Raw genomic sequence first — 24957 nt, forward strand, 5'->3', positions numbered from 1 at the left:
CTTCGTCGGCGGGCGGACCGGCGAAGAGCCTATCGGAACCTCAACAGCGGGCCGTCGCGCCGCGAGGCGACCGCGGCGAGTGCGCCGCCCGCCGCGCCGAGCGCCAGCGCCGACGGCACGCCGATGCGGGCGGCCTTGCGCGCGGTGCGGTAGTCGCGGATCTCCCAGCCGCGTTCGCGCGCCAGGTCACGCAGGTCGGCGTCGGGGTTGATGGCGACCGCCGTGCCCACCAGCGACAGCATCGGGACGTCGTTGAAGCTGTCGGAGTAGGCGGTGCAGCGGCGCAGGTTCAGCCCTTCGCGGATGGCGAGCGCGCGCACCGCGTGTGCCTTGCCGGGCCCGTGCAGGATGTCGCCGACCAGCCGCCCGGTGAACACGCCGTCGACCGATTCGGCGACGGTGCCGAGCGCGCCGGTGAGCCCCAGCTTCCTGGCGATGGTGATGGCGAGCTCGTAGGGCGTGGCGGTCACCAGCCACACCTGCTGCCCGGCGTCGAGGTGCATCTGCGTCAGCGCCCGGGTGCCGGGCCAGATCTTGTCGGCGATGATCTCGTCGTAGATCTCCTCGCCCAGCGCCATCAGCTCGGCGGTCGAGCGGCCCTCGATGAACGCGAGCGCCTTGCGCCGCCCGGCGGCGACGTCGTCGCTGTTCTCGCGGCCGGTGAGCTGGAACTTGGCTTGCGCGTACACGAACTTTGCGAGGTCGCCGTAGGTGAAGTACTGCCGGGCGGCGAGTCCGCGCGCGAAGTGCACCAGCGACGAGCCGTGCACCAGCGTGTTATCCACGTCGAAGAAGGCCGCCGCCGTGAGGTCGGCCGGCGGCGGCGTCGTCGGCCGCTGTGCGACGGCCGCCTCCGCGCTGGCGTCGCCGGCCAGCTCGGCATCGCCGCCGGGTGCCAGAAGCGCGTCGGCGACGGCTTCCGGATCGGTCTTGTCCCTGCTGCCCACGGTCCTCTCCCTGCCAACCCCCTCACAACCCTAATAGCGACCCGCCGACGGATACTGGACGCCGTGCCCGAGCTGACGTTGTTGACCCGCGCCGGTTGCGAGATCTGCCGCCGGATCGCCGCGCAGTTGTCCGCGCTGGCCGCCGAGCTCGATGTCGCGCTGACGGTGACCGACGTCGACGAGGCGGCCGCGGCCGGGGACTCGACGTTGCGGGCGGAGTTCGGCGACCGGCTGCCGGTGGTGCTGCTCGACGGCGCCGAACACAGTTACTGGGAGGTCGACGAGCCGCGGTTGCGTGCCGATCTGGCGCGCCGTCGCGCCGGTTCGTGAACCCGCCCACTGATTTGTCCGGCCAGCTGGTAAACGATTACCGTGGATTGTGATCCCCCGATCATTCCGGCTGCAAGGGATACAGAGGTCGTGAGCAAGTCGTGAGCATCCTGCTTTTCGGTGTGTCCCACCGAAGCGCGCCGGTCAGCGTGCTGGAGCAGTTGAGCACCGACGAAGCCGAGCAGTCGAAGATCGTCGACCGGCTGCTGCAGTCCGCCGTCGTCAGCGAGGCGATGCTGCTGTCGACCTGCAACCGCGTCGAGGTGTACGCCGTCGTCGACGCCTTCCACGGCGGCCTCTCGGCCATCGGCCAGGTGCTGGCCGAGCAGTCCGGCATGTCGATGGGTGACCTCACCAAGTACGCCTACGTCCGCTACGCCGAGGCCGCCGTCGAGCATCTGTTCTCGGTTGCCAGCGGGCTCGATTCGGCCGTGCTGGGCGAGCAGCAGGTGCTCGGCCAGGTGCGGCGCGCCTACGCCGGCGCCGAATCGCAGCACGCCGTCGGCCGCGTCCTGCACGAGCTGGCGCAGCGCGCGCTGTCGGTGGGCAAGCGGGTGCACGCCGAGACGGGCATCGACGCCGCGGGCGCCTCGGTGGTGTCGGTGGCGCTCGGCATGGCCGACCGGCGGCTCGAATCCGGGCTCGCGGGCCGCACCGCGGTGATCGTCGGCGCCGGCTCCATGGGCGCGCTGGCCGCCAAGCACCTGATCCGCGCCGGGATCGGGCAGGTGCACGTCGTCAACCGGTCGCTGCCGCGGGCACACCGGCTCGTCGCCACGCTGCGGGAGGCCGGCGTCCGCGCCGACGCGCACGGGCTGGCGGACATGGCGGTCGCGCTGCGCGACGCCGACGTCGCCGTCTGCTGTACCGGCGCCGTCAGCCCGGTGGTGTCGCTCGCCGACGTCCACACCGCGCTGGCGGACCGCGCGCCGGCCGACCGCCGGACGCTGGTGTGCTGCGACCTCGGCATGCCCCGCGACGTCGACGCCGCGGTGGCCGGCCTGCCCGGCGTCGACGTCATCGACATGGACCGCGTGCAGCGCGAGCCGGCGGCCCACGCCGCCGCCGCCGACACCGAACTCGCGCGCCGCATCGTCGCCACCGAGGTGGCCACCTACCTGGCCAAGCAGCGCATGGCCGAGGTCACACCCACCGTCACCGCGCTGCGCCAGCGCGCCGCCGACGTCGTCGAGGCCGAGCTGCTGCGACTGGACAACCGGCTGCCGGGCCTGGGCACCGCCGACCGCGACGAGGTGGCGCGCACCGTGCGCCGCGTCGTCGACAAGCTCCTCCACGCCCCCACCGTGCGCGTCAAGCAACTGGCGAGCACGCCGGGCGGCGACAGCTATGCCGAGGCGCTGCGCGAACTGTTCGAACTCGACCCCACCGCCGTCGACGCCGTGGCCACCGCGGGCGAATTGCCAATGCTCGCAACGGATTACCGCATCGAACCGGCGACCGCACCGGATCTGCACGAGTAGCGCTTGAGCCCCGGCACGGTCGAGACCGACACCGCTCCGATCCGCATCGGCACGCGCGGGAGCCTGCTCGCCACCACCCAGGCCGGCATGGTCCGCGACGCGCTGGAGGCCAACGGCCATCGCGCCGAGCTCGTCGTCATCAAGACGGCGGGCGACGAGTCGGATGCGCCGATTGCCGAGATCGGCGTCGGCGTGTTCACCGCCGCGCTGCGCGAAGCCGTCGCCGACGGCCGCGTCGACGCCGCGGTGCACTCGTACAAGGACCTGCCGACGGCCGCCGACCCGCGCTTCACCATCGCCGCGATCCCGCCGCGGGAGGATCCGCGCGACGCGCTGGTGGCCCGCGACGGCCTGGTGCTGGGGGAGCTGCCGGTTGGCTCGGTGATCGGCACGTCGGCCCCGCGACGGATCGCGCAGCTTAGAGCACTGGGTCTCGGTTTGGAAATCCGCCCCCTACGGGGCAACCTAGATACCAGGTTGAACAGGGTAAGCAGTGGTGAACTCGACGCCGTCGTGGTGGCCCGGGCGGGACTGTCCCGCATCGGTCGCCGCCGCGATATCACCGAGACGCTGGAGCCGGTGCAGATGTTGCCGGCCCCGGCCCAAGGTGCGCTGGCCGTCGAATGCCGCGCCGGCGACACCCGGCTCGCCGCCGTGCTGGCGGAGCTGGACGACGCCGATACGCGCGCAGCGGTCACCGCAGAACGAGTCCTGCTCGCCGAACTGGAGGCGGGGTGCTCCGCACCGGTGGGCGCGATCGCCGAGGTGGTCGAGTCGATCGATGAGGACGGTCGCGTCTTCGAAGAGCTGTCGCTGCGTGCGTGCGCGGCGGCGGTGGACGGATCCGACGTGATCCGTGCGTCCGGCATCGGAACGCCCGACGCAGCCGCGGAGCTGGGAGCTGCGGTGGCGGCGGAGCTGTTCGAGCTGGGCGCGCGCGAGGTGATGGAGCAGGAGTGACACCAGAATGGTCATGAGCCGAGGCCGCAAAGCCCATCCGGGCCGCATCCTCTTCGTAGGGTCGGGTCCGGGCGATCCCGGCCTGCTGACCGTGCGGGCGAGATCAATCCTGGCGGGCGCCGACATGGTGCTCACCGATCCCGACGTGCCGCAGGCGGTGCTGACGCTGGTCGGCTCGGCGCTGCCGGCGGAGAAGACCACCCCGCCCGCGGACCCGGCCACCGGCGACGCGCCGCTGGTTCCGGAGATCCGCCCGGCGCTCGGCGATCCGGCCGAGGTGGCGCGGACGCTGATCACCGAGGCGAAGGCCGGCGGTGACGTGATCCGGCTGGTGGCGGGTGATCCGCTGTCGAGCGACGCCGTGCTGGCCGAGGTCAACGCCGTCGCCAAGACCGCGCTGCCGTTCGAGGTGGTGCCCGGGCTGCCGCCGACCACCGCGGTGCCCACCTATGCGGGTCTGCCGCTCGGCTCGTCGCACACCGTCGCCGACGTCCGCGCCGACGTCGACTGGGCGGCGCTCGCCGCGGCCCCCGGACCGCTGATCCTGCACGCCACCCCCGAACACCTGCCCGACGCGGCCCGCGCGCTCGTCGACTTCGGGCTCGAAGAGACCACCCCGTGCGTCGTCACCGCGCAGGGCACCACCTGCCAGCAGCGCTCCCTGGAGGCCACGCTGCTCGAGCTGACCGACCGCGCCGCGATCGGCGCCGCCGACCCGGCCGGCCCGTTCACCGGCGCGCTCGTGGTCACCATCGGCCGCACGGTGTCGCACCGGGCGAAGCTCAACTGGTGGGAGAGCCGGGCGTTGTACGGCTGGACCGTGCTCGTGCCCCGCACCAAGGACCAGGCCGGCGACATGAGCGACCGGTTGGTGTCCCACGGCGCCACCCCCGTCGAGGTGCCGACCATCGCCGTCGAGCCGCCGCGCAGCCCCGCGCAGATGGAGCGCGCCGTCAAGGGCCTGGTGGACGGCCGCTACCAGTGGGTGGTCTTCACCTCCACCAACGCGGTGCGCGCGGTGTGGGAGAAGTTCAGCGAGTTCGGGCTCGACGCGCGGGCGTTCTCGGGGGTCAAGATCGCCTGCGTCGGCCAGGCCACGGCGGACCGGGTGCGGGCGTTCGGCGTCACGCCGGAGCTGATCCCGTCCGGCGAGCAGTCCTCGCTCGGGCTGCTCGAGGAGTTCCCCGAGTACGACGACATCTTCGACCCGGTGAACCGGGTGCTGCTGCCGCGCGCCGACATCGCGACCGAGACCCTCGCCGAGGGGCTGCGGGATCGCGGCTGGGAAATCGAGGACGTCACCGCCTACCGCACCGTGCGCGCCGCGCCGCCGCCCGCGCAGACCCGCGAGATGATCAAGTCGGGTGGCTTCGACGCGGTGTGCTTCACGTCGAGCTCCACGGTCCGCAACCTGGTCGGCATCGCCGGCAAGCCGCACGCCCGCACCATCGTGGCGTGCATCGGGCCCAAGACCGCCGAGACCGCCGTCGAGTTCGGCCTGCGGGTCGACGTGCAGCCCGAGACCGCGGCGATCGGCCCGCTGGTCGACGCGCTGGCCGAGCACGCCGCCCGGCTCCGCGCCGACGGTGCGCTGCCGCCGCCGCGCAAGAAGAGCCGGCGGCGCTAGGTAGCGGTCCCGTGACATCGCTCCGGCAGCGGCCGCGACGGCTGCGGTCGACCCCGGCGTTGCGGCGGCTGGTCGCCGAGACCGACGTCGCGCCGCGGCACCTGGTGCTGCCGATGTTCGTCGCCGACGGGTTGCACGCTCCGCGGGAGATCGCCTCGATGCCCGGCGTCGTGCAGCACACCCGCGACTCGGCGCGCCGGGCGGCGCAAGCGGCCGTCGCCGCCGGCGTCGGCGGGCTCATGCTCTTCGGCGTCCCCCGCGACGACGACAAGGACGCGACCGGCTCCGGTGCCATCGACGCCGACGGCATCCTCAACGTCGCGCTGCGCGATCTGCGGGCCGACCTCGGCGACGCCACCGTGCTGATGGCCGACACCTGCCTCGACGAGTTCACCGACCACGGCCACTGCGGCGTCCTCGACGCGCGCGGCAGGGTCGACAACGACGCCACCAACGCCCAGTACGTCACGATGGCCGTCGCGCAGGCGGCGTCGGGCGCCCACGTCGTGGCGCCCAGCGGCATGATGGACGGCCAGGTCGCCGCCATCCGCGACGGCCTGGACGCCGCGGGCCACTCCGACGTGGTGATCCTCGCCTACGCCGCGAAGTTCGCCTCGGCGTTCTACGGCCCGTTCCGCGAGGCCGTCGCGTCGAGCCTGCAGGGTGACCGGCGCACCTACCAGCAGGACAGCGGCAACGGGCGCGAGGCGCTGCGCGAGGTGCGGCTCGACCTCGACGAGGGCGCCGACATCATCATGGTGAAACCGGCGATGGCCTACCTCGACGTGCTGGCCGCCGCCGCCGAGATCTCGTCGGTTCCGGTCGCCGCCTACCAGGTCTCCGGCGAGTACGCGATGATCGCCGCCGCGGCCGAGCGCGGCTGGATCGACGGGCGTGCCGCCGCGCTGGAGTCCGTGACGAGCATCCGGCGCGCCGGCGCCGACATCGTGCTGACCTACTGGGCCGCCGACATCGCGGAGTGGGTGTCGTGACCGACCGCGAGCACGGCCACGCCCCGGCCGGGCGGCCCGAGGACACGCCGGCGAGCCGGCCCGAGGACGTCGACACCGGATTCTGGCTGTGGCTGGCCGCGCTGCCGCTGCTGGCCACCGCCTACGTCGTCAACGCCGTCGCGCTGGCGCCCCGGTCCGGGGCCGGGCGCGTCGTCACCCTCGCCGCGACCGCGTTCGTCGTGGTGGTGCTCGCGTCGCTCGTCGTCACGTTCCTGTTCCTCATGCGCCAGGGCTACCGGTGGGCGCGCTCGGTGCTGGCCGGCGGCGGGCTGGCCGCGGTGGTGGTGTCGGTGAGCAACCTGTTCGGCGGCGACCGGCCGCCGGTGGTCGCCGTGGTGTACGCCGCGTGCGTCATCTTCGGATCGGTGCTGGTGGCGGGCGGGCTGGTGCTGGTGCACCGCAAGGACGCCGGCCAGTTCTTCACGCGCTGAGCACCGATAGGCTGAGGCTGCCATGACAACTCCTTCCCGACGGCCGCGGTCGGTGACCGTCGCCTTCGCGCTGTGGCTGGTGGCCGCCGTGCTGCTCGTGGCGCTGGGCCTGCTCCTGGTGTCGCCGCAGCACCCGGTGCCCTGGCTGATTCGGGGCTTCGGCGGCCTGTGGATCGCCACCGGCTTCGCGCTGGCCTATCTGGCGGGCAAGGCGTACCGCGGCGACGGCCGTCACCGGCGCGCGGCGGTCGCGCTGGTGGTGACGGTGTCGGTGCTGCTGGTGTTGTTCACGCCGACCTATCTGAGCCTGCTCATCACCGTGCTGGCGATGGTCGGCGCCATCGTGATCCACCGCGCCGGTGCGTCGGAGTGGTTCGCCGCGCCCGTGACGGAGGGAGACGGCGGTGGCTGACGAGTCGCCGCTGTTCTTCGAGCCGGGCGCGAGCTGGTGGTGGCTGCTCGCCGGGCCCGCCGCCGGCCTGACGATGGTGGGCATCCAGTACAACGCCGGCATGGGGTGGCAGCCGGTGGTGCCGCTGATCTTCTTCGTGCTGGTCAGCGGCTTCATCGCGCTGCAGATCCACGCCGCGCGCATCCACACCTCGGTGGAGCTGACGCCCGACTACCTGCGCCAGGGCGCGCAGCGACTGCCGATCAGCGAGATCGTGCGCATGTACCCCGAAGCGGAGAACACCGGTCGCGGCGGGCAGGAGACGGCCAAGTGGCAGTCGTCGCGGGCGCTCGGTGAGCTCAGCGGCGTGCCCCGCGGCCGCACCGGCATCGGCCTGGAGCTCACCGACGACCGGACCGTGCAGGCCTGGGCCCGCAACCACCGCGGGCTGCGGGCGGCGCTCGTCGAGGTGCTCGCCCGGCGGGAGGCGTGACCGTGCGGCGGGCGGTGCTGGTGCCGGCCGCGGCGGCCGTCGGCTGCTTCGCCGCCGCGGTGTTCTGTTGGCTGTCGGCCCCGTCGCGCGTCGACATCGAGCCGCTGGCGCCGGGCGAACCGGCGCAGACCGGGTTGCAGTACGACGCGTCGCTGATGGCGCTTTCGGTGGCGTTGGCGACGCTGGGCGGGCTGTGCGTCGTCGCGGCGTTCACCCGCTGGTACCGGGGCCGCTCGTAAGCCCCTATCGGGTACCCCCCGGGGGTATCATTGTCCGCATGGGATCGCCTGCCGTCACCGACCTGGAACTGCGCGGCATGTCGTGCGCCTCGTGCGCGGCGCGCGTCGAGCGCGGGCTGAACGACCTCGACGGCGTCCGGGCGACGGTCAACTTCGCCGTCGAACGCGCCCACGTCGAACACGCGTCCACCGTCACCCCGGCGGACCTGGTGGCCGCCGTCCACGAGATCGGCTACCAGGCGACCGTCGTCCCGGCCGCACCGGTCGACACCGACCCAGAGCCGGCGCCGCCGCTGAACGCCCGGCTGGTGGTCTCCGCCGCGCTGGCCGTGCCGGTCCTGGCGCTGTCGATGGTGTCGGTCCTGCACTTTCCGGGCTGGGAGTGGCTGGTCCTCGCGCTCAGCGCACCGATCGTCGGCTGGGGCGGCTACCCGTTCCACGCGGCGGCGCTGCGGGCGGCGCGCCACCGGGCGGCGACCATGGACACCCTGGTGTCCATCGGCACGCTCGCCGCGTTCGGCTGGTCGACCGTTGCCCTGTTGACCCGGTGGTCGGACCACGTCTACTTCGAGGTCGCGGCCGTCGTCACGGTGTTCCTGCTGGCGGGCCGCCACGCCGAGGCCCGCGCCAAACGGTCCGCCGGCGCGGCGCTGCGCGAGTTGCTGTCGCTGGGAGCCAAGGACGCCGCGGTGTTGCGCGACGGCGTCGAGCAGCGGGTGCCGGTGGCGCAGCTGCGCGTCGGCGACGAATTCGTGGTGCGGCCCGGCGAGCGGATCGCCACCGACGGGGTGGTGACCGGCGGCGCGTCGGCGCTCGACACCTCGGCGCTGACCGGCGAGGCCGTGCCCGTCGACGTCGGCGTGCGCGACCCGGTGCTCGGCGGCGCCGTGAACACCTCCGGCCGCATCACGGTGCGGGCGACGCGGGTGGGCGCCGACACGCAGCTAGCCCGGATGGGCCGCCTGGTCGCCGACGCGCAGAACGCCAAGGCGTCGGTGCAGCGGCTGGCCGACCGGGTGTCGGCGGTGTTCGTGCCGGTGGTGCTGGCGATCGCGGCCGTCACGCTCGCGGGCTGGCTGCTCGCCGGCCACAGCGCCGCCGACGGGTTCACCGCCGCGGTGGCGGTGCTGATCATCGCCTGCCCGTGCGCGCTCGGCCTGGCCACGCCGACCGCGATCCTGGTCGGCACCGGCCGCGGCGCGCAGCTGGGCGTCCTGCTCAAGGAGCCGCAGGTGCTCGAGGCGGTGACGCGGGTCGACACGGTGGTCTTCGACAAGACGGGCACCGTGACCACCGGCGTCATGGCGGTCACCGACGTGCGGCCCGAGGAGGGCGAGGACGCCGGGGAGGCGCTGCGGCTCGCGGCCGCCGTGGAGTCGGCGTCCGAACACCCGATCGCCACCGCGATCGTCGCCGCCGCGCGCGAGCGGGGCCTGTCGGTGCCGCCGGTCACCGACTTCGTCAGCGTCCCGGGCGAGGGTGTCCGCGGCACCGTGGCCGGCCGCGAGATCACGCTCACCCGCGCCGGCGGCGGCGACACCGGCGTCGCGGTCAACTGGGACGGCGGGCGCCGCGCGGTGATCGAGCTCGCAGACACCGTCAAGGACAGCAGCGCCGCCGCGATCGCGGAGCTCGCGGCGATGGGCATCCGACCGATGCTGCTCACCGGCGATGCGCGCGGCGCCGCCCACCGGGTGGCCCGCGAGGTCGGCATCGCGCCCGAGGACGTGATCGCCGAGGTGCTGCCCGACGAAAAGGCGGGCGTGATCGCCGACCTGCAGGCCCGCGGCCACCGGGTCGCGATGGTCGGCGACGGCGTCAACGACGCCCCGGCGCTCGCGACGGCCGACATCGGCATGGCGATGGGCACCGGCACCGATGCGGCCATCGAGGCCGGCCACATCACGCTGGTGCGGGGCGACCTGCGCACCGTGCCCGTCGCGCTGCGGCTCGCCCGCCGCACGCTCGCGACCATCCGCGGCAACCTGTTCTGGGCGTTCGCCTACAACGTCGCCGCCCTGCCGCTCGCGGCGTTCGGGTTGCTGAACCCGATGATCGCCGGCGCCGCGATGGCCGCGTCCTCGGTGCTCGTCGTCGGCAACAGCCTGCGGCTGCGGCGCGTCCCCGGCTGACCGCGATTTCGTGCCCGCCGGCGGGTGCGGCGTCTGTTTGGATGGCAGGCGTGGACGAGGCGACTGCTGCGGCCCGCACGCGCGACGCGCTGGCCCGTGCGCGCGGCGGCGACCTACCCGTGGCGATCTACGACCTGCAGCAGTTGCTCGCCGACCAGTGGCCGGGATACGACACCGCCGAGACGCTGTCCACCCGGGTGATGCTGGCCTATGCCCAGGGGCTGGCCGGCGAACTGCCCGACCCGGTGGTCGAGTGGGAGCGGCTGTGGGCCGAATGCGTCCGAATTCTGGGCCCGGACCACCCGACCGGCCTGGTCGCGCAGTACAACCGGGCGGCGGCGCGCGCGCAGGCCGGCGACTTCGACGCCGCCATCCGCGAGGGCGAGGAGGTGTTGGCCGGCCGCACCCGGGTGCTCGGCGCCGACCACCCCGACACCGTGACGACCCGCAGCGCCATCGCGAGCTGGCGGTGGCACTCCGGGGACATCGGCGCCGCCACGGCCGAGTTCGCGGCGATGCTGCCCGACTTCGAGCAGGTGCTGGGCGGCGACCACCCCGAGACCGTGACCGTGCGGCACCACCTGGCGCACGCCGGCGGCGACGACGCCGAACCCGGCGCCGCCCTCACCGAATGGGTCCGGTTGCTGGCCGACGAGCAGCGCATCCTGGGCCCGGACCACCCCACCACGCTCGCCGCGCGCTACAACGTCGCGGTCTTCCGCCGCCGGCTCGGGGATTTCCTGGGCGCCATCGCCGAGGGCGCCGAGGTGCTGGCCGGGCGCTGGCGGGTGCTCGGCGCGCAGCATCCCGACACCCTGGCCAGCCGGTTGGCCGTCGCCACCTGGCAGGGCGAGTCCGGCGACGTGCCGGCCGCCGTCGCGGCGCTTCGCGAGCTGGTCGGCGACTATGCGCGGGCGGCGGGACCGGACGCGCCGGGCACCCTGGTCGCGCGTCACCTGCTGGCGGCCTGGGGGCAGCGGCGCGCCGACGCGATGGAGGCGGTGAGCGAGTGGGAGCTGCTCGCCGCCGACGAGGCCGCGGTCTTCGGGCCGCAGCATCCGAACACCGCCGCGGCCCGCCAGGCGCTGGCGCAATGGCAGGCCTGGTGGCGCGAGTCGGTCGGGGACGACGGCGCCGCGGACAGCCTGCTCGCCGAGGTGGTCGCGGCCAAGCGGCACATCGCCGCGCTGCGGCGCGACCTCGGCGACGGCCACCCGGACGTTCTCGGCGCCCGCTACGAGCTCGCCGTGCGGCGCCGGCACCACCGCGATCCGACCGGCGCGGCGGCGGAGGCCGAGGCGCTGGTCGCCGATTGCGTGCACGCGCTGGGAGACCAGCACCAGCTCACCGCCCGGGCCCGCGCCCACCTGTCGGCCGTCGTGCACAGCACGCCGCCGGTGTGACCTGCGCCGCCCGTTTCGGTACAAAGTACAAATTCTGTAACATCGTGCGTATGACTGAGCTCGCGGATACTCCGACCGCTGCCGACGACGCCCTCCCGCTGGGCCCGGACTCCCTGGTCTGGCGGTACTTCGGCGACAACCGGATGTATCTCATCGGGCCGCGGCCGGCGGTGCTGCAGAACATGCTCGAGCCGCTCGGGCAGGGTGTCCTCGACCACTCGGTGTTCTTCTCCGACACCTCCGCGCGCGTCAAGCGCTCGCTGCCGCCGATCTTCCGGACGGTCTACGGATCGGACGACGAGAACGCCGGCCGGCAGGTCCGCGACTTCCACCACCAGATCAAGGGCGACATGACCCTTCCCGACGGGAGGACCGCCCGCTACCACGCGCTGGATCCCGAGACGTACTTCTGGGCGCACGCGACGTTCGTCGAGCAGGTGCTGTACTTCGCCGACACCTTCGTCAAGCGGCTCTCGCGCGCCGAGAAAGAGCAGATCTACTCCGAGTCGAAGACCTGGTACCGCCGCTACGGCGTCAGCGAGCGGCCGATGCCCGCCGATTACGCCGCCTTCGAGCGCTACTGGGACCACATGCTCGACGAGGTCGTCGTCGCCCACAAGACGGCCCAGTACGGCGTCGGCTACGTCACCAAGGGCTTCCCCAAGCCCAAGGCGGTGCATCCGCTGGTGTGGCGGCTGGTGGCGCCGGTGTTCAACCCGCTGGCGGCGTTCCTGACGACGGGCGGGCTGCCGCCGCGGGCCCGCGCGCTGCTCGGCCTGCCGTGGAGCGATGCCCAGGAGCGGCGCTACCAGCGGTTCGCGGCGTGCTGGCGGTCGCGCCCGGTCAACTGGGTGTGGGACCGGCTGCCGATGCGCGTGCGCTACAACTCCTATGCGCGGGCCGGCTATGCCCGGCGCTGACGCCGCCACGGACGCGATCCTCGACGCCGCCGTCGCGGAGTTCGAGCAGCACGGCTTCCGGCGGGTGGCGCTCGACGACGTCGCGCGGCGCGCCGGTGTCAGCCGCACCACCATCTACCGCCGCTTCGCGGGCCGCGACGAGCTGGTGGCCGCGGTGATCGACCGCGAGAACGCCGCGCTGTTCGCCGAGATCGCCGACGAACTGCGAAGTGCCGGGCCGCAGGCGAACTACTACGTCGAGGCGTTCACGGCGGCGATCCTGCGCTTCCGCCGGCACCGGGTGCTCAACCGCATGATCGTCGACGAGCCGGGGCTCACCGTGGAGCTGGCGCACGCCCACTACGGCGCGGCGCTGCTGCGGATGACCGAGGCGCTGCGGGTGATCATGCCCGCGGGCTTCGTCGCGCGGGTCGGTGACGCCGCGGTGGCCGAGCTCGGCGACACGATCCTGCGATATGCGCTGATGGCGTTGCTGCTGCCCGGCGCCGGCGCGCTCGACACCGCCGACGACATCCGCGCTTTCGCGCAGCGGCACTTCCTGCCCAGCCTGCCGGCGTCGCTGCGCAGCCAGCCGGTGTGAGGCCGCCTGCCCTACCGGTCCACGCTGAGCAGCAGCGTCTCCTTGACGCCCAACCGGCCGAGGATGAGCTTCCACGGCTGCCCCAGGTGCGCGACGGCCTCCGACGTCGGCACCACGCGCGGATCGCTGACGCCGAGCGTCGTCCCGGTCATGGTGATCCGCCCGCCGCCGGCGGCCCGCAGGTTGCGCACCCAGTCGGTGTCGCGGCCGTAGGGGAGCAGGATCGCCACACCGTCGTCGGTGCGGAACATCGTGACGGGCGTGCGGTACACGCGGCCGGAGCGGCGGCCGGTGTGCTCGACGACCGACCACAGCGGAACATGGCCGGACAGCGGCCCGACGAGCCGGTTGACCACCTGGCGGTTGAACTGGGCGCGCCGGCGCGCACCCAGCCATTGCGGGAGTTGCATGGGCACCATCACACTCGGTGACCATGGCGTACCTCAAGCCCCCGTGGCTCACCGCCAAGGTGTTCAACCGGCTCGCCATGGCCACCGGCGTCTCGCACACCGTGGTGCTGACCGTCACCGGTCGCCGGACGCGCTACCCGCAGCGGGTGCCCGTCATCCCGGTCGACGTCGACGGCGCGACCTACCTGGTGTCGACGCGCGGGGAGTCGCAGTGGGTGCGCAACGCCCGCGCCCGCGCGACGGTGACGCTGACCCGAGACGGTCGGCAGAGCCGGCACACCGCGGTGGAGATCGCCGCCGCCGAGCGGCCGCCGATCATCGAGGCGTACCGGGCGGCGGCGGGCCGCGCGGTGGAGGCGTACTTCCGCCGGCTGCCCGATCCGGCCGATCACCCGGTGTTCCGCCTCGACCCCGCTGATCGCTGACAGCGGACAACTACACCCTGTAGTCGACATCGCGCGCCGAGCTGGGACACTGGAAGCCATGCGCAGCACGGACCAGACCGCGGCGAACACCGCGACGTCGGCGCGGTTGTTCGCCGAGGCCGCCGCGGTCATCCCGGGTGGGGTGAACTCGCCGGTGCGGTCGTTTCGCTCCGTCGGCGGCACACCCCGCTTCATCACCGAGGCCAGCGGTTACCTGCTCACCGACGCCGACGGCAACCGCTACGTCGACCTGGTGTGCTCGTGGGGCCCGATGATCCTCGGGCACGCCCACCCCGCGGTGGTGGAGGCGGTGCAGCGCGCGGCGGCGTCGGGGCTGTCGTTCGGGGCGCCCACGCCCGCCGAGAGCGAGCTGGCCGCCGAGCTCGTCGCGCGCGTCGAACCGGTCGAGCGGGTGCGGCTGGTGAACTCCGGCACCGAGGCCACCATGAGTGCGGTGCGGCTGGCCCGCGGGTTCACGGGCCGCGCGAAGGTGATCAAGTTCTCCGGCTGCTACCACGGCCACGTCGACGCGCTGCTCGCCGACGCCGGTTCGGGCGTCGCGACGCTGGGGCTGCCGTCCTCGCCCGGCGTCACCGGCGCCACGGCCGCCGACACGCTGGTGTTGCCCTACAACGACGTGGCGGCCGTCGAAGAGGCCTTCGACCGCTTCGGCCCCGAGATCGCCTGCGTCATCTCCGAGGCCTGCCCCGGCAACATGGGGACCGTGCCGCCGCAGCCGGGTTTCAACGCCGCGCTGCGCCGCGTGACCGCCGATCACGGCGCGCTGCTGATCCTCGACGAGGTGATGACGGGTTTCCGCATGAGCCGCTCGGGCTGGTACGGCCTGGAGGGGGTCGCGGCCGACCTCTACACGTTCGGCAAGGTGATGAGCGGCGGGCTGCCCGCGGCGGCGTTCGGGGGCCGCGCCGAGGTCATGGAGCGGCTCGCCCCGCTGGGCCCGGTGTACCAGGCGGGCACGCTGTCGGGGAACCCGGTGGCGGTGGCCGCCGGGCTGGCGACGCTGCGGGCCGCCGACGACGGCGTGTACGCCGCGTTGAACACCGCCGCCGACCGGGTCACCGCGCTGCTGTCCGAGGCGCTGACCGAACACGGTGTGTCGCACACGATCCCGCGCGCCGGCACCTTCTTCTCGGTGTTCTTCGGCGACGGGCCGGTCGCGGACTTCACCGCCGCCCGCGCCAGCGAGACGTGGCGGTATCCGGCGTTCTTCCACGCGCTGCTCGACGGCGGCGTGTACGCACCGCCCAGCGCGTTCGAGACGTGGTTCGTTTCCGCGGCCCTCGACGACGACGCGTTCGGTCGGATCGCCGACGCGCTGCCGGCCGCGGCCCGCGCCGCGGCCGAGGCGACGGCGACGTGAGCGCGGTGCGCACCGTGGTGCACGTGATGCGCCACGGCGAGGTCGAGAACCCCGACCAGATCCTCTACGGCCGGCTGCCCGGCTACCACCTGTCGGCCCGCGGCCGGGCGCAGGCCGCGGCCGTCGCCGGCTGGCTCGCCGGGCGCGACATCGTCTACGTGGTGGCCTCCCCGCTGGAGCGGGCGCAGGAGACCGCCGCGCCGATCGCGGCGGCGCGCGGGGTGTCGATCGACACCGACGCCGATCTCATCGAGTCGGAGAACGTCTTCCAGGGCAAGAAGGTCTCACCCGGCGACGGCGCGCTGCGCAACCCGCTCAACTGGCGGTATCTGCGCAATCCGCGCACCCCGTCGTGGGGCGAGCCGTACGCGCAGGTCGCCGAGCGCATGACCGCGGCGCTGCACCGGGCGCGGGACAAGGCGGCGGGCCACGAGGCGGTGTGCGTCAGCCACCAGCTGCCGGTCGAGACGCTGCGCCGCTCGATGCGGGGGCAGCCGCTGCACCACCTGCCCACCCGGCGGATGTGCAACCTGGCGTCGGTGACGTCGTTCTACTTCTCCGGCGACGACTGCGTCGGCTGGGGGTACGCGGAGCTGGCCGGACAGTGAAGCGGCTCGTCGTCGGGGTGGTGTGCGCGGTGGCCGTGCTCGCCGGGTGCGCCACCGGTGACGACGCCGTCGCCCAGGGCGGGACGTTCGAGTTCGTCGCTCCGGGCGGCCAGACCGACATCCGCTACGACCCGCCGGCCGACCGCGGCCGGCCCGGCCCGATCAGCGGGCCGGACCTGCGGAATCCGGCCATGACCCGGTCGCTCGACGACTTCGCCGGGCAGGTCGTCGTCCTCAACGTGTGGGGTCAGTGGTGCGGGCCGTGCCGCACCGAGATCACGCAGCTGCAGCGGGTGTACGACGCGACCCGCGATCGTGGGGTGGCGTTTTTGGGCATCGACGTCCGCGACCAGAACCGCGACGCCGCGGTCGACTTCGTCACCGACCGCCGCATCACGTTCCCGTCGATCTACGACCCGCCGATGCGGACGCTGATCGCGTTCGGCGGAAAGTACCCCACCACGGTCATCCCGTCGACCGTGGTTCTCGACCGCCGGCACCGGGTGGCGGCGGTCTTCCTGCGCGAGCTGCTGGCGCAGGACCTGCAGCCGGTGGTGGAACGCGTTGCCGCCGAACCGGATACGGGTGCGGCGTGACCGGCTTCGCCGACACCGCGGCCGCCGGGCCGCTGCTCGTCGCGCTGGCGGTCTCCGCGCTGGCCGGCCTGGTGTCGTTCGCGTCGCCGTGCGTGGTGCCGCTGGTGCCCGGCTACCTGTCGTATCTGGCTGCCGTCGTGGGTGTTTCGGACGACAGTGGCACGGTGCAGGCGCCGCCGGCGGTGCGGTGGCGCGTCGCCGGCTCGGCCGCGCTGTTCGTCGCCGGCTTCACCGCGGTGTTCCTGCTCGGCACCGTCGCGGTGCTCGGCATGACGACCACGCTCATCACCAATCAGCTGCTGCTGCAACGGATCGGCGGCGTCGTCACCATCGGCATGGGCCTGGTGTTCCTCGGCATGGTCCCGGTGCTGCAGCGGCAGGTGCGGTTCAGTCCCCGGCAGGTGTCGACGCTGGCGGGCGCGCCGCTGCTCGGCGCGGTGTTCGCGCTGGGCTGGACGCCGTGTCTGGGGCCGACGCTCACCGGCGTGATGACGCTGGCGGCCGCCAGCGACGGGCAGACCGTCGCGCGCGGGGTGGCGCTGGTGGTGGCCTACTGCCTGGGCCTCGGGCTGCCGTTCATCGCGCTGGCCCTCGGATCGGCCCGGGCCGTGCAGGGCGTCGGCTGGCTGCGCCGTCACGGCCGCGCGATCCAGATCTTCGGCGGGGTGCTGCTCGTCGTCGTCGGCGCCGCCCTGGTCACCGGCGTCTGGAACGACTTCATCTCCTGGGTGCGCGACGCGTTCGTCACCGACGCGCGGCTGCCGATATGACGCGCGCGCTGGCGACGCTGCGCAACCTGTGGCGGGCGCTGACGTCGATGGGCACCGCGCTGGTGCTGCTGTTCCTGCTGGCGCTCGCCGCGGTCCCCGGCGCCCTGCTGCCGCAGCGCAACCTCAACGAGGCCAAGGTCGACGAATACCTCGCCGAGCACCCGACGCTGGGGCCGTGGCTGGACCGGGTGCAGGCGTTCGACGTGTTCTCCAGCGCCTGGTTCACCGCCATCTACGTGCTGCTGTTCGTCTCGCTGATCGGCTGCCTGCTGCCGCGGCTGGTCGAGCACGCGCGCTCGCTGCGGGCGGTGCCCGTCGCCGCGCCCCGCAACCTGTCCCGGCTGCCGAAGCACCACGAGCAGACCGTGGCGGCCGAGCCGGACGAGGTGGCCGCCGCGGTCGCGCAGCGGCTGCGCGGCTGGCGGACCGTCACCCGCCGGACCGACGACGCGACCGAAGTCTCGGCGGAGAAGGGCTACCTGCGCGAGTTCGGCAACCTCGTCTTCCACTTCTCGCTGCTCGGGCTGCTGGTGGCCGTCGCGGTCGGCCGACTGTTCGGCTACGAGGGCAACGTCATCGTGGTCGCCGACAGCGGTCCGGGCTTCTGCTCGGCGTCGCCGGCGGCGTTCGACTCCTTCCGTGCCGGCAACACCGTCGACGGCACGTCGCTGTACCCGATGTGCGTGCGCGTCAACAGCTTCGACGCCGACTACTTGCCGAGCGGCCAGGCGCTGTCGTTCGCCGCCGACATCGACTACCAGGCCGGCGACGACCTGGCGGCCGGCACGTGGCGGCCCTACCGGCTCAAGGTCAACGAGCCGCTGCGCGTCGGCGGCGACCGGGTGTACCTGCAGGGCCACGGCTACGCCCCGACGTTCACCGTCACCTTCCCCGACGGCCAGACCCGCACCCAGACCGTGCAGTGGCGACCCGACGACCCGACCACGCTGCTGTCGAGCGGCGTGATGCGGTTCGACCCGCCCGCCGGCACCTACCCCGACCCCGACGAGCGCCGGAAGAACCAGATCGCGATCCAGGGCCTGTTCGCGCCGACCGAGCAGCTCGACGGCACGCTGCTGTCGTCGAGCTTCCCGGCGCAGAACAAGCCCGCCGTCGCCGTCGACATCTACCGCGGCGACACCGGGCTGGACACCGGCCGGCCGCAGTCGCTGTTCACGCTCGACGCCCGGCTGATCGGGCAGGGCCGGCTGACCCGGGAGCAGCGGGTGAACCTGCGCGCCGGCCAGGACGTGCGGCTCGCCGACGGCACCAGCGTGCGTTTCGACGGTGCGACGCCGTTCGTCAACCTGCAGGTGTCCCACGACCCCGGCCAGCTGTGGGTGCTGGTGTTCGCGATGACGATGATGGGCGGGCTGCTGGTGTCGCTGATCGTGCGCCGCCGCCGCGTCTGGATCCGGCTGACACCGGGGGGCGGCCGTCCACGCGAGGAGCAAGAAGCGCCCAGTACCGTGAAAGTAGAGGTAGGCGGCCTGGCGCGCACCGACAACTCCGGCTGGGGTGACGAGTTCGAGCGGCTGGTGTCCCGGTTGCTCGACGGGTTCGCAGAGCCGGTGAAGGAGAAGGTGTCATGAATACCCCCCACGTGGACATCGGGCTGTCCCGGTACTCCGACTGGGCGTTCACGTCGTCGGTGGTGCTGCTCGTGCTGGCGCTGCTGCTGTTGGCGGTCGAGCTCGCCTACAGCCGCGGCCGCAAGGTGGAGGCGCGCGAACTGGTGGGCGCGTCGACCGGCGCGGTGACCCGCGACAGCGCCATCCCGGGCGTCGTGCAGGAGGCGCCCCGGCGGCCGTTCGACGAGCGGGTCGGCGGGGCGGGGCTGGCCTTGACCTACGTCGGCATCGCGGCGCTGGCGGTGTGTGTGGTGCTGCGCGGGCTCGCGACCTCGCGGGTGCCGTGGGGCAACATGTACGAGTTCATCAACCTGACGTGCCTGTCGGGGCTGGTGGCGGCCGCCGTGGTGCTGCGGCGGCCGCAGTACCGGGCGCTGTGGGTGTTCGTGCTGGTGCCGGTGCTCGTGCTGCTGACGGTGTCGGGCCGCTGGCTGTACGCCAACGCCGCACCCGTCATGCCGGCGCTGCAGTCCTATTGGCTGCCGATCCACGTGTCGGTGGTGAGCCTGGGATCCGGGGTGTTCCTGGTGGCGGGCGTCGCGAGCATCCTGTTCCTGTTGAAGACCTCGCGCCTCGGGGATCCGCAGACCGGTGGCTCGCCGGCGCGGGTGCTGAGCCGGTTGCCCGACGCCCAAGCGCTCGACCGGATCGCCTACCGCACCACGATCTTCGCGTTCCCGGTGTTCGGTTTCGGCGTGATCTTCGGCGCCATCTGGGCCGAGGAGGCATGGGGCCGCTACTGGGGCTGGGATCCGAAGGAGACGGTGTCGTTCATCGCGTGGGTCGTCTACGCCGCCTACCTGCACGCCCGCTCGACGGCCGGCTGGCGCGACCGGAAGGCGGCCTGGATCAACGTCGTCGGCTTCGTCGCGATGGTCTTCAACCTGTTCTTCATCAACCTGGTGACGGTCGGGCTGCACTCCTACGCCGGGGTGGGCTAGGCACTAATCTCGGGTGTCGACGTGTCCTGCGTGACCACCAGCGGAAGGAACCCGTGTCCGACTTCCGGGACGAAAAGCACCACCACGGCCGCCACGAGCGGGACCTGTCATCGGGCGGCGGCGCCGTCGAGGGCGGCTATCGCAGCGTCGAATCCGCGGGCGGACAACTGTTTCCGGGCTATGCGACGCCGGACGTGACCGAGCAGACGGTGTCTCCGCCCGCAGCGGCTGCGTCGCCGTATCCGTCGGCCGGCGGTTTCCGCGCCGAGCGGCGCTTCACCGATCCCGCCGACGCCCCGCCGCCCGAGTGGACGGCCGACACCCCGCCGACGGGTTTCGCCGCACCGGTCACCACGGCGTCACCGCCTGCGGCTCAAGCCCAGCCGCCGGCGGCGCAAGCCCAGCCGCCTGCCCCGCCGCACTTCGGCGGCTACCCGAACCCGATCCCGCCGCCGGTGGCGCAGGCCCAGCCGCCGGCGGCGCAAGCCCAGCCGCCTACGGCGCAAGCCCAGCCGCCTGCCCCGCCGCACTTCGGCGGTTACACGAACCCGATTCCGCCGCCGGTGGCGCCCGGCGGCCCGCTGCAGGCGCCGAGCACACCCACCTCGCGCGACCTGTCGACGTCGGCGCTGCTGCGGCAGTCGAAGCCCGCGCCGTCGGGAGGTTGGCGGCGATGGCTGTACCTCGCGACCGGCCGGCTGGTGAACGTCGGCGAGAGCCCGAAGCACAGCCACCGGCAGGCGCTGCTGGCCCAGGTCAACGCGCCGCTGCAGGGCTGCTATCGGATCGCCCTGCTGTCGCTGAAGGGCGGTGTCGGCAAGACGACCATCACCGCGACGCTCGGCGCGACGTTCGCCTCGATCCGCGGCGACCGGGTGATCGCCGTGGACGCCAACCCCGACCGCGGCACGCTCAGCCAGAAGGTGCCGTTGGAGACGCCCGCGACGGTGCGCCACCTGCTGCGCGACGCCGAGGGCATTTCGCGCTACAGCGACGTCCGCAGCTACACCTCGCAGGGGCCGAGCCGCCTGGAGGTGCTCGCATCGGAGAGCGATCCCGCGGTGTCGGAGGCGTTCTCGGCCGAGGACTATGCGCGCACGCTGGAGATCCTGGAGAAGTTCTATTCGCTGGTGCTCACCGACTGCGGCACCGGGCTGATGCACTCGGCGATGTCGTCGGTGCTGTCCAAGGCCGATGCGTTGATCGTGGTGAGCTCCGGCTCGGTGGACGGCGCCCGCAGCGCATCCGCGACGCTGGACTGGCTCGACGCGCACGGCTATCAAGACCTGGTGCGGCGGTCGGTGGCGGTGGTCAACGCGGTGCGGCCGCGGTCGGGCAAGGTCGACATGCAAAAGGTGGTGGACCACTTCTCGCGCCGGTGCAAGGCGGTGCGGTTGGTGCCCTTCGACCCGCATCTCGAGGAGGGAGCCGAGATCGACCTCGACCGCCTGCGGCGCGAAACCCGCGAGGCGCTGATCGAGCTGGCGGCCGTGGTGGCCGACGGATTTCCGGAAGCCGACCGCACCCGGCAGCTGTTCGCCTAGGCCTGCGGCGAATCCTTCGAATTGCCACCGGCGTCGCGGCCGAGGCGCCACAGGAAATCGGGGTCGTCATCCGGGCCGACGACCCGGGGTTGCGGCCGGTGGGCCTTCGCGCGCAGCAGCCGCCAGCCCGTATAGACCACTACGGCGACGGCGAGCAGAAGAAGCAGGTAAACCACGAAATCCCTCCTGTCACCGAATATACGCGCGTCGGTAAGCTCGCCGGGTGAGTGATGAGCAGCCCTCGGCGCCGAGCGGCGGCCGGGTTTTCGCCGACGTGGCGGTGTACACGCTGGCCCGGCTCCTGCTGACCGTGGCGCTCGCGGCCGTCATCTACGGGGCCTTCCGGATCGCCGGCGTCGACGACTTCCCGGTCTACGTCGCGATCGCGTTCGCGATCGTGATCGGCCTGCCGCTGGGCATCTGGTTGTTCACCCCGCTGCGGCGCCGGGCGACCGCCAGTGTCGCGGCGATCGACGAGCGACGGCGGCGGGACCGCGCGGAGCTGGAGGCGCGGTTACGGGGCGAGCGAAGCGACGGGGGATTGACACCGGGCGAGCGGAGCGACGGGGGATTGACACCGGGCGAGCGGAGCGACGGGGGATCGGGACCGGGCGAGCGAAGCGACGGGGGCAAGATCGACTCATGACCGATGCTGCTGACCTGTACCGACGCTGGATCGACGAGTTGTGGGCGGGCGCTCCGGTGGCCCGCGAGCTGGTGTCCGACGACTTCGTCGGGCATTGGCCGCAGCGCGACGTGCGCGGCCCGGACGAGCTGGCCGACGTCGTCGCCGAGACGCATCGAATGCTCGCGGACCTGACGTTCACCGTCGTCGTCGGCCCGATCGTCGACGGCGATCTGCTCGCCGCCCGGTGGGAGGGCAGTGGCCGCACGCCGGAGGGCCCGATGGCGTTCACCGGCAACGACATCCTGCGGTTCGCCGACGGGCGGTTCGTCGAATACTGGACCGGGACGTCGACTCAGTAACGGACCGCGGCCAGCGCCACCGCGACCGCCGTCGCCCACACCAGGAGCGTCAGGCCGCTGTCGCGGAGCACCGGGATCAGCGCGGCCCCGGCGGCCCCCGATCGCACCGGCCGCACCGCCCGCAGCGCCAGCGGGGTCGCGCCGAATCCGACCAGGCACCACGGCGTCGCCACCACCGCGAGCGCGACCGTGATGACCGCGGTGTCGATGAACAGCGATTGGTGGAAGGTGCGGGTTTTCGCGTCGCCCATCCGGACCGCGAGCGTCCGCTTGCCGGTCTGCGCGTCGGTGGGGATGTCGCGCAGGTTGTTGGCCACCAGGACGGCCGACGACAGCGCGCCCGCACCGGCCGCCAGCAGCAGGCCCACGCCGTCGACGCGCAGCGCCTGCACGTATTGCGTGCCGAGCACCGCGACGAGCCCGAAGAACACGAACACCGCGATCTCGCCGAAGCCGGCATAGCCGTAGGGGCGGGAGCCGCCGGTGTAGAGCCAGGCGCCGGCGATGCAGGCCGCGCCGATCGCCAGTAGCCACGGCCGGCTCGCGAGTGCCAGCACGACGCCGGCGGCGGCCGCGACCGCGAGGGCGACGACGGCCGCGGTGAGCACGGCGCGCGGTGCGGCGAGGCGCTGGCCGACCAGCCGCACGGGCCCGCTGCGGACCTCGTCGGTGCCGCGGATGCCGTCGGAGTAGTCGTTGGCGTAGTTCACCCCGACGATCAGGGCGACCGAGACGACCAGCGCCAGCAGCGCCTTCCACCACACGACCGCCTCGAGCCACGCCGCCGCGCCGGTGCCCGCGATGACCGGGGCGACGGCGTTGGGCAGTGTCCGGGGCCGTGCCCCCTCGACCCATTGCGCCAGGCTTGCCACGGGCGTCATCGTCGCATGACCCACAATGGCGTGATGCTCGGAGTCATCGGCGGTAGCGGGTTCTACTCGTTCTTCGGCCCCGACGCGCGCAGCGTCGACGTCGACACCCCCTACGGGGCGCCGAGCGCGTCGATCACGGTCGGCAGCGTCGGCCGTCACGAGGTCGCCTTCTTGCCGCGCCACGGCGTGCGCCACGAGTTCTCGCCGCACACGGTGCCCTACCGCGCGAACATGTGGGCGCTGCGGTCGCTGGGCGTGCGGCGGATCTTCGGGCCGTGCGCGGTGGGCAGCCTCACGCCGGAGCTGGGGCCGGGTGCGACCGTGGTGCCCGACCAGCTCGTGGACCGCACATCCGGCCGCGCCGCAACGTATTTCGATTCCGGCGGCATCCACGTCAGCTTCGCCGACCCCTACTGTCCGCAGCTGCGCGCCGCGGTGTGCGCGCTGCCCGACGTGGTCGACGGCGGCACGATGGTGGTCGTCGAGGGTCCGCGGTTCTCCACCCGCGCCGAGAGCCAGTGGTTCGCGCGACAGGGCTTCACGCTGGTCAACATGACCGGCTATCCGGAGGCGGTGCTCGCCCGCGAACTGGAGATCTGTTACGCCGCGATCGCGTTGGTCACCGACCTCGATGCGGGCATCGAGACGGGCGCGGGGGTGCGGGCGGTCGACGTCTTCGCCGAATTCGAGCGGAACCTGCCGGGCTTCAAGCAGCGGGTGCAGCAGGCCATCGATCGCGTCGCCGACGAGCGCAGCTGTGACCACTGCTCGCCGCACGCCGGGGTGACGTTGCCGTTCGAGCTGCCGTGAGGGTGCTGCTCACCGGCGCGGCCGGGTTCATCGGCGGCCGGATCGCCGCGCTGCTGCGCGACGCGGGGCACGAGGTCGTCGGCGTCGACGTGCTGCTGCCCGCCGCGCACGGTCCCGCCGCGCAGCTGCCGGCCGGGGTGGTGCGTGCCGACGTCCGCGACGCCGAGGCGCTGGCACCGCTGCTGGCCGGCGTCGACGTGGTCTGCCACCAGGCGGCGATGGTCGGCGCCGGGGTCGACGCCGCCGATGCGCCGGCCTACGGCAGCCACAACGACTACGCGACGACGGTGCTGCTGGCGGCCATGTACGCCGCGGGCGTGCGGCGGCTGGTGCTGGCGTCGTCGATGGTGGTCTACGGGCAGGGCCGGTTCCGCTGCCCGGCGCACGGCGAGGTGGACCCGCTGCCGCGGCGGCGGGCGGACCTCGACGCCGGCGTGTTCGAGCACCGCTGTCCGGTCGGGGGCGAGGAGCTCGACTGGGCGCTGGTCGACGAGAACGCGCCGCTGCGGCCGCGCAGCCTGTACGCCGCGAGCAAGACCGCGCAGGAGCACTACGCGCTGGCGTGGGCCGACGCGGTGCCCGGCTCGTCGGTGGTCGCGCTGCGCTACCACAACGTCTACGGGCCGGGCATGCCGCGCGACACCCCGTACTCCGGGGTGGCGGCGATCTTCCGGTCGGCGCTGGAGCGGGGCGAGCCGCCCAAGGTGTTCGAGGACGGCGGGCAGATGCGCGACTTCGTGCACGTCGACGATGTCGCGGCGGCCAACCTGGCGGCGATCGACGCGCGGCCGGACGGCTTCCTGGCGGCGAATGTGTGCTCGGGACAACCGGTGTCGATCGCCGACGTGGCGCGGCGGCTGTGCGAGGCGCACGGGGACTTCACCCCGCAGGTCACCGGCGCGTATCGCAGCGGCGACGTGCGCCACATCGTGGCCGATCCGGCGCGGGCCCGCGAGACGCTCGGGTTCGTCGCCCGCATCATGCCCGCACAGGGCTTGCGCGAGTTCGCGACCGCCCCGCTGCGCGCCTGACCTT

General features: G+C 73.2%; 28 protein-coding genes and 1 pseudogene. 25 read left to right on the plus strand and 4 right to left on the minus strand.

The annotated features are described in order from the left end of the window. Positions 1 to 29: 29 nt before the first annotated feature. Complete coding sequence (locus tag LV457_RS08440; RefSeq protein WP_232170456.1) at positions 30 to 875, minus strand: HAD family phosphatase; 846 nt, start codon at positions 873 to 875, stop codon at positions 30 to 32. A gap of 135 nt (positions 876 to 1010) precedes the next feature. Between LV457_RS08440 and LV457_RS08445 the strand changes: the two genes are divergently transcribed. From LV457_RS08445 to LV457_RS08505, 13 genes are all read left to right on the plus strand, one after another. Next, a complete protein-coding gene (locus tag LV457_RS08445; RefSeq protein WP_232170319.1) occupies positions 1011 to 1277 on the plus strand; it encodes a glutaredoxin family protein in 267 nt (88 codons plus the stop codon). 101 nt (positions 1278 to 1378) lie between these two features. Next, on the plus strand, positions 1379 to 2758 hold the full coding sequence (locus LV457_RS08450; RefSeq protein ID WP_232170320.1) for a glutamyl-tRNA reductase: 1380 nt from the start codon (positions 1379 to 1381) through the stop codon (positions 2756 to 2758). Between the two features lie 39 nt (positions 2759 to 2797). Then, positions 2798 to 3718, plus strand: a complete 921-nt coding sequence (gene hemC, locus LV457_RS08455; RefSeq protein ID WP_308192179.1) for a hydroxymethylbilane synthase — start codon at positions 2798 to 2800, stop codon at positions 3716 to 3718. 13 nt (positions 3719 to 3731) lie between these two features. Continuing rightward, positions 3732 to 5345, plus strand: a complete 1614-nt coding sequence (locus tag LV457_RS08460; protein WP_232170321.1) for a bifunctional uroporphyrinogen-III C-methyltransferase/uroporphyrinogen-III synthase — start codon at positions 3732 to 3734, stop codon at positions 5343 to 5345. 11 nt (positions 5346 to 5356) lie between these two features. Further along, the gene (hemB, locus tag LV457_RS08465; protein WP_232170322.1) at positions 5357 to 6337 is read left to right on the plus strand and encodes a porphobilinogen synthase; all 981 of its coding nucleotides are present in this window, start codon (positions 5357 to 5359) and stop codon (positions 6335 to 6337) included. Further along, on the plus strand, positions 6334 to 6789 hold the full coding sequence (locus tag LV457_RS08470) for a hypothetical protein (protein ID WP_232170323.1): 456 nt from the start codon (positions 6334 to 6336) through the stop codon (positions 6787 to 6789). Before hemB ends, LV457_RS08470 begins: the two co-directional genes overlap by 4 nt. Before the next feature lie 22 nt (positions 6790 to 6811). Further along, positions 6812 to 7201, plus strand: a complete 390-nt coding sequence (locus LV457_RS08475; RefSeq protein WP_232170324.1) for a hypothetical protein — start codon at positions 6812 to 6814, stop codon at positions 7199 to 7201. After that, entirely contained in the window at positions 7194 to 7673 is a 480-nt protein-coding gene (locus LV457_RS08480; protein ID WP_232170325.1) for a DUF3093 domain-containing protein, read from the plus strand. Before LV457_RS08475 ends, LV457_RS08480 begins: the two co-directional genes overlap by 8 nt. After that, positions 7670 to 7912 carry a hypothetical protein gene (locus LV457_RS08485; RefSeq protein WP_232170326.1) on the plus strand — a complete coding sequence of 81 codons (243 nt, stop codon included), beginning with the start codon at positions 7670 to 7672 and terminating at the stop codon, positions 7910 to 7912. The genes LV457_RS08480 and LV457_RS08485 overlap by 4 nt, the downstream gene beginning before the upstream one ends. A 38-nt stretch (positions 7913 to 7950) precedes the next feature. After that, positions 7951 to 10044, plus strand: a complete 2094-nt coding sequence (locus LV457_RS08490) for a cation-translocating P-type ATPase (protein WP_232170327.1) — start codon at positions 7951 to 7953, stop codon at positions 10042 to 10044. 50 nt (positions 10045 to 10094) lie between these two features. Further along, positions 10095 to 11447, plus strand: coding sequence for a tetratricopeptide repeat protein (locus LV457_RS08495; RefSeq protein ID WP_232170328.1), 1353 nt, complete (start codon positions 10095 to 10097; stop codon positions 11445 to 11447). Between the two features lie 50 nt (positions 11448 to 11497). Then, positions 11498 to 12367 carry an oxygenase MpaB family protein gene (locus LV457_RS08500; protein ID WP_232170329.1) on the plus strand — a complete coding sequence of 290 codons (870 nt, stop codon included), beginning with the start codon at positions 11498 to 11500 and terminating at the stop codon, positions 12365 to 12367. Further along, positions 12354 to 12947 (plus strand): TetR/AcrR family transcriptional regulator, encoded by a 594-nt coding sequence (locus LV457_RS08505; protein WP_232170330.1) that lies wholly within the window; start codon positions 12354 to 12356, stop codon positions 12945 to 12947. Before LV457_RS08500 ends, LV457_RS08505 begins: the two co-directional genes overlap by 14 nt. Before the next feature lie 11 nt (positions 12948 to 12958). Here the strand turns inward: LV457_RS08505 and LV457_RS08510 are convergent, their stop codons facing one another. Then, positions 12959 to 13357, minus strand: coding sequence for a nitroreductase family deazaflavin-dependent oxidoreductase (locus LV457_RS08510; RefSeq protein ID WP_232170331.1), 399 nt, complete (start codon positions 13355 to 13357; stop codon positions 12959 to 12961). A 23-nt stretch (positions 13358 to 13380) separates the two neighbouring features. On the opposite strand from LV457_RS08510, the gene LV457_RS08515 reads away from it, so the two are divergent. The 8 genes from LV457_RS08515 (at position 13381) to LV457_RS08550 (ending at position 21253) form a co-directional block, all read left to right on the plus strand. After that, the gene (locus LV457_RS08515; RefSeq protein ID WP_232170332.1) at positions 13381 to 13782 is read left to right on the plus strand and encodes a nitroreductase/quinone reductase family protein; all 402 of its coding nucleotides are present in this window, start codon (positions 13381 to 13383) and stop codon (positions 13780 to 13782) included. 58 nt (positions 13783 to 13840) lie between these two features. Continuing rightward, on the plus strand, positions 13841 to 15163 hold the full coding sequence (hemL, locus tag LV457_RS08520; protein WP_232170333.1) for a glutamate-1-semialdehyde 2,1-aminomutase: 1323 nt from the start codon (positions 13841 to 13843) through the stop codon (positions 15161 to 15163). A gap of 26 nt (positions 15164 to 15189) precedes the next feature. Continuing rightward, the gene (locus LV457_RS08525; RefSeq protein ID WP_232170458.1) at positions 15190 to 15771 is read left to right on the plus strand and encodes a histidine phosphatase family protein; all 582 of its coding nucleotides are present in this window, start codon (positions 15190 to 15192) and stop codon (positions 15769 to 15771) included. After that, positions 15768 to 16367: a TlpA disulfide reductase family protein gene (locus tag LV457_RS08530; protein ID WP_232170334.1), complete on the plus strand. Its 600-nt coding sequence runs from the start codon at positions 15768 to 15770 to the stop codon at positions 16365 to 16367. Before LV457_RS08525 ends, LV457_RS08530 begins: the two co-directional genes overlap by 4 nt. Further along, entirely contained in the window at positions 16364 to 17137 is a 774-nt protein-coding gene (locus LV457_RS08535) for a cytochrome c biogenesis CcdA family protein (protein ID WP_232170335.1), read from the plus strand. The genes LV457_RS08530 and LV457_RS08535 overlap by 4 nt, the downstream gene beginning before the upstream one ends. A gap of 26 nt (positions 17138 to 17163) precedes the next feature. Beyond that, a complete protein-coding gene (locus tag LV457_RS08540; protein ID WP_232170459.1) occupies positions 17164 to 18729 on the plus strand; it encodes a cytochrome c biogenesis protein ResB in 1566 nt (521 codons plus the stop codon). Next, positions 18726 to 19709 carry a c-type cytochrome biogenesis protein CcsB gene (gene ccsB / locus LV457_RS08545; RefSeq protein ID WP_232170336.1) on the plus strand — a complete coding sequence of 328 codons (984 nt, stop codon included), beginning with the start codon at positions 18726 to 18728 and terminating at the stop codon, positions 19707 to 19709. The genes LV457_RS08540 and ccsB overlap by 4 nt, the downstream gene beginning before the upstream one ends. 104 nt (positions 19710 to 19813) lie before the next feature. After that, positions 19814 to 21253, plus strand: coding sequence for a MinD/ParA family protein (locus LV457_RS08550; RefSeq protein ID WP_374198772.1), 1440 nt, complete (start codon positions 19814 to 19816; stop codon positions 21251 to 21253). Here LV457_RS08550 and LV457_RS08555 read toward each other — a convergent pair. Continuing rightward, positions 21250 to 21429: a hypothetical protein gene (locus LV457_RS08555; protein WP_232170337.1), complete on the minus strand. Its 180-nt coding sequence runs from the start codon at positions 21427 to 21429 to the stop codon at positions 21250 to 21252. The two genes, LV457_RS08550 and LV457_RS08555, sit on opposite strands and share 4 nt — an antisense overlap. A gap of 47 nt (positions 21430 to 21476) precedes the next feature. On the opposite strand from LV457_RS08555, the pseudogene LV457_RS08560 reads away from it, so the two are divergent. Both LV457_RS08560 and LV457_RS08565 read left to right on the plus strand, forming a co-directional pair. Continuing rightward, positions 21477 to 21809: pseudogene (locus LV457_RS08560) on the plus strand (DUF4229 domain-containing protein); the annotation flags it as partial. Between the two features lie 86 nt (positions 21810 to 21895). Then, positions 21896 to 22240 (plus strand): ester cyclase, encoded by a 345-nt coding sequence (locus tag LV457_RS08565; RefSeq protein WP_232170338.1) that lies wholly within the window; start codon positions 21896 to 21898, stop codon positions 22238 to 22240. Here LV457_RS08565 and LV457_RS08570 read toward each other — a convergent pair. After that, positions 22234 to 23112 (minus strand): 1,4-dihydroxy-2-naphthoate polyprenyltransferase, encoded by an 879-nt coding sequence (locus LV457_RS08570; RefSeq protein WP_232170339.1) that lies wholly within the window; start codon positions 23110 to 23112, stop codon positions 22234 to 22236. The genes LV457_RS08565 and LV457_RS08570 overlap by 7 nt on opposite strands. 30 nt (positions 23113 to 23142) lie before the next feature. Between LV457_RS08570 and LV457_RS08575 the strand changes: the two genes are divergently transcribed. Together LV457_RS08575 and LV457_RS08580 are read left to right on the plus strand one after the other, a co-directional pair. After that, the gene (locus LV457_RS08575; protein ID WP_232170461.1) at positions 23143 to 23922 is read left to right on the plus strand and encodes an S-methyl-5'-thioadenosine phosphorylase; all 780 of its coding nucleotides are present in this window, start codon (positions 23143 to 23145) and stop codon (positions 23920 to 23922) included. Beyond that, positions 23919 to 24953 carry an NAD(P)-dependent oxidoreductase gene (locus tag LV457_RS08580; protein WP_232170340.1) on the plus strand — a complete coding sequence of 345 codons (1035 nt, stop codon included), beginning with the start codon at positions 23919 to 23921 and terminating at the stop codon, positions 24951 to 24953. Before LV457_RS08575 ends, LV457_RS08580 begins: the two co-directional genes overlap by 4 nt. Positions 24954 to 24957: the final 4 nt, after the last annotated feature.

This window comes from Mycobacterium sp. MYCO198283 (assembly GCF_021213805.1).
In the GTDB taxonomy this organism is placed as follows: domain Bacteria; phylum Actinomycetota; class Actinomycetes; order Mycobacteriales; family Mycobacteriaceae; genus Mycobacterium.

Bases quoted from the DNA above. Each gene is read 5' to 3' on its own strand.
- LV457_RS08565 (WP_232170338.1), top strand. From the start codon at position 21,896: ATGACCGATGCTGCTGACCTGTACCGACGCTGGATCGACGAGTTGTGG.
- LV457_RS08525 (WP_232170458.1), top strand. From the start codon at position 15,190: ATGCGCCACGGCGAGGTCGAGAACCCCGACCAGATCCTCTACGGCCGG.
- LV457_RS08515 (WP_232170332.1), top strand. From the start codon at position 13,381: ATGGCGTACCTCAAGCCCCCGTGGCTCACCGCCAAGGTGTTCAACCGG.
- LV457_RS08475 (WP_232170324.1), top strand. From the start codon at position 6,812: ATGACAACTCCTTCCCGACGGCCGCGGTCGGTGACCGTCGCCTTCGCG.
- ccsB (WP_232170336.1), top strand. From the start codon at position 18,726: ATGAATACCCCCCACGTGGACATCGGGCTGTCCCGGTACTCCGACTGG.
- LV457_RS08500 (WP_232170329.1), top strand. From the start codon at position 11,498: ATGACTGAGCTCGCGGATACTCCGACCGCTGCCGACGACGCCCTCCCG.
- hemL (WP_232170333.1), top strand. From the start codon at position 13,841: ATGCGCAGCACGGACCAGACCGCGGCGAACACCGCGACGTCGGCGCGG.
- LV457_RS08510 (WP_232170331.1), bottom strand. From the start codon at position 13,357: ATGCAACTCCCGCAATGGCTGGGTGCGCGCCGGCGCGCCCAGTTCAAC.
- LV457_RS08460 (WP_232170321.1), top strand. From the start codon at position 3,732: ATGAGCCGAGGCCGCAAAGCCCATCCGGGCCGCATCCTCTTCGTAGGG.
- LV457_RS08490 (WP_232170327.1), top strand. From the start codon at position 7,951: ATGGGATCGCCTGCCGTCACCGACCTGGAACTGCGCGGCATGTCGTGC.
- LV457_RS08505 (WP_232170330.1), top strand. From the start codon at position 12,354: ATGCCCGGCGCTGACGCCGCCACGGACGCGATCCTCGACGCCGCCGTC.